The organism is Clostridium tetanomorphum, from assembly GCF_017873215.1.
In the GTDB taxonomy this organism is placed as follows: Bacteria; Bacillota; Clostridia; order Clostridiales; family Clostridiaceae; genus Clostridium_AO; species Clostridium_AO tetanomorphum.
In genome coordinates, this window is record NZ_JAGGKA010000049.1 from 1 (window position 1) to 2,667 (window position 2,667).

Sequence of the window (2,667 nt, forward strand, 5' to 3'; positions counted from 1 at the left end):
TTGGAATGGACTTTATTTTTTATTTTAGGTCTATATGGATTCTTCTGTATTGACCTTCGTTCTTATATTCCTTACTAACTTTAAGCACCTCAAAGTTTGTCTTAAGTTCTTGCAATAATCTTTCTTTTTCATTTTCCGTTGAATATATAGCTTTTATCTTAATCATTTACACCCTCCTTTGTTAGTTCTATTAAAGCAGCTTCTAGCACCATTAATAATTCTGAACTTGATAATTTTTCCGTTTCTTTGAGTAATTTATCCTTTAGATTGCTTTTCATCTATAAGCCTCCCTTTATATAAATGCTATTTCTATTCCAACCTTACTTAAATAATTGAGTTCAGTTACTCCTAAAATTAACCCTTCTTTAAACATTGCCTTTCCTTCAATCCCTGCAATAATATTATCTGTGTTTTCAAGTTTATCTAACATTTCATGAAATTCCTCTGGTAAAACTTCATATAACTTTTTTAATATATCCTCTCTTATGTTCCCATATTCCTTATACTCTTTTGCTAATTTAGGATTTTTATTTAATACACCAATAAAATTATCTGATGAATTATAATACTCTCTTTCTATAGCATTATTTACCAAGTATTTTACCAACTCTTTATTATCCATTGTTCTACACCTCTCAACGTTATTTAATAACTTATCTAGTTTCTTTAAAAACTCTTCTTCAAGCTCTAATATTTTTTTCACATCTTGTCCCCCCATTACTTAGTTTTATTTTTCCTTCTAATATTTGGCCTATGGTAACCTTTAGTGGCTTAGGAGCGTTCTTGTATTTATCTCCTACTCTTCTTATAACTACCTTTAAATCTTCTTTCATATAATCCCTCATTCTATAAACTAAATAGTGATTTTTCAGTAATTATTTGATATTTAGTATTGTAATATAGTTCTATTATGCCGGCTTCCCCATCACGATTTTTAGCTATTAATATTTCAAGTATTCCTGGCTTTCTACTTTCCCTATTTTCTCTTTCAGCATAATAATCATCCCTATATAAGAACACTATTTGGTCAGCGTCTTGTTCAATATTTCCACTATCCCTTAAATCAGATAACATAGGCCTTTTATTTTGTCTTTGCTCACAGGCTCTATTTAATTGAGATAGTATTACAACACATATATTTAACTCTTTAGCAATAGCCTTTAATTCATTACATATCTGCCCTATTTGGTCATTCCTCGAAGCTTTTAAATTATCCGGCTTTATTTTTCCTATATGGTCTATAAATATAATGTCAAGACCATATTTTATTTTTACTTTCTTGGCTTCGGCTCTTATTTCATTAATACTTAAATTAGGTTTTGCATTTATAAATATATTATCTTTATTCACTATTTCAGTAGCTTTCATAATTATGCGTTCAAAATCCTTATCGCTGTTTAATTTACCTCTTGCTAAGTCCTTTGAACTTAATAATACCTTTGGAGCTAATAGCCTAATACCTAACTTTTCCTTACTCATTTCTAACTCAAATAACATGGCTTTATATTCTTTTGGTAGCTTATTTAATATATTAAGTGTAAGAGCTGTTTTACCCATTGATGGTCTAGCAGCTATAACAAATAAATCTTGTCTAACAAATCCATTAGTGGCATTATCTAGTGGAATATAACCGGTTGTTATGCCCGATATTACCCCACCGTTTTTATAGCCATCTTCTATGGCTGATAACGTCCCTTCCATAAGCTCTGAACTGTTTACTGTTCTTTCCCCTTCTCCTTTTTCATTTATAAACATGAATGAAGTTTCAATCTTGTCAACAATACTTCCTACATCTGAACCTTTTTCCATTGCTGCTTCTAGTGCTTGGTAACAACTTTTTATAATTTGTCTTTTATCACTCATGCTTTTAATTAAATTTATATATGTTTTATAATTTGCAGCACTTATAGAGTAAGCCATAACCTGTGATAAGTAAGTTATTCCACCAATACTTTTAAGTAGTTCCTCACCCATGCTATTTGATAAGGTTATAACATCTAGTGGTATATTTTTAGTGTACAGCTCAAGCATTTTATTAAATATAACCTCGTTAGCTTTATCATAGAAGTCAATAGGCTTCAAGCTGCCTATTGCTTCTACCATTATGTCATTTTTATTGAAAATATTTGATAATAAAGCCATTTCAGCTTTTTTGTCATTTGGTAATGGTTGATTTATCATATATTCAACTCCTTCATTTAAATTTTTTATAACCATTCCATCCATCATTAATATTTTGATTATTATTGCACTGCTTATTTTTTTTATTTAATCCTGCTTTACAATTTACATAGGTTGTCCCATTGTTCAAGAACAATAATAGCTGCTGTATTCCAGTATCTCTTTGCTTTCTCTTTAAAAAATCAACTAAACGCCATTGATAAGTAAACAATTGTAAATTATAAACCTCTGCATAATTACTAATAGATTGTTTAATATCTTCTATAGTCATTTTTGTATCATCTTCTTTTTTTAACTTTAAAGCGTTATCTATTCCTTTTTTAATATCAGCGGTTAATTTTACAGCTTTTGCTATGCCTTTTTCTTCATGCTCTTTATTCCAGTGATTAAATATTTCTAAATACTTCTCTTCTGTTTTGTCATTTTCAGAATGACTATATATATTATTAGTATTTGTATTAGTATTTGTATTAGTATTTGTTGTAC

4 protein-coding genes and 1 pseudogene are annotated in these 2,667 nt (G+C 29.0%); all 5 read right to left on the reverse strand.

Going from position 1 to position 2,667, the window contains the following annotated elements; translation table 11 throughout:
• Positions 1-19: 19 nt before the first annotated feature.
• Positions 20-166 (reverse strand): hypothetical protein, encoded by a 147-nt coding sequence (locus J2Z24_RS21080; RefSeq protein WP_035148839.1) that lies wholly within the window; start codon positions 164-166, stop codon positions 20-22.
• Between the two features lie 126 nt (positions 167-292).
• Positions 293-703 (reverse strand): hypothetical protein, encoded by a 411-nt coding sequence (locus tag J2Z24_RS21085; protein ID WP_111947657.1) that lies wholly within the window; start codon positions 701-703, stop codon positions 293-295.
• Positions 681-833 carry a hypothetical protein gene (locus tag J2Z24_RS21090; RefSeq protein ID WP_156950249.1) on the reverse strand — a complete coding sequence of 51 codons (153 nt, stop codon included), beginning with the start codon at positions 831-833 and terminating at the stop codon, positions 681-683. The genes J2Z24_RS21085 and J2Z24_RS21090 overlap by 23 nt, the downstream gene beginning before the upstream one ends.
• 13 nt (positions 834-846) lie before the next feature.
• Positions 847-2,181 (reverse strand): replicative DNA helicase, encoded by a 1,335-nt coding sequence (locus J2Z24_RS21095; RefSeq protein WP_035148845.1) that lies wholly within the window; start codon positions 2,179-2,181, stop codon positions 847-849.
• Between the two features lie 13 nt (positions 2,182-2,194).
• Positions 2,195-2,667: pseudogene (locus tag J2Z24_RS21100) on the reverse strand (hypothetical protein); the annotation flags it as partial.

What these genes read in the sequence shown, in the direction of transcription:
- J2Z24_RS21080 (WP_035148839.1), bottom strand. Translation starts at nt 166, where the DNA reads ATGATTAAGATAAAAGCTATATATTCAACGGAAAATGAAAAAGAAAGA.
- J2Z24_RS21090 (WP_156950249.1), bottom strand. Translation starts at nt 833, where the DNA reads ATGAAAGAAGATTTAAAGGTAGTTATAAGAAGAGTAGGAGATAAATAC.
- J2Z24_RS21095 (WP_035148845.1), bottom strand. Translation starts at nt 2,181, where the DNA reads ATGATAAATCAACCATTACCAAATGACAAAAAAGCTGAAATGGCTTTA.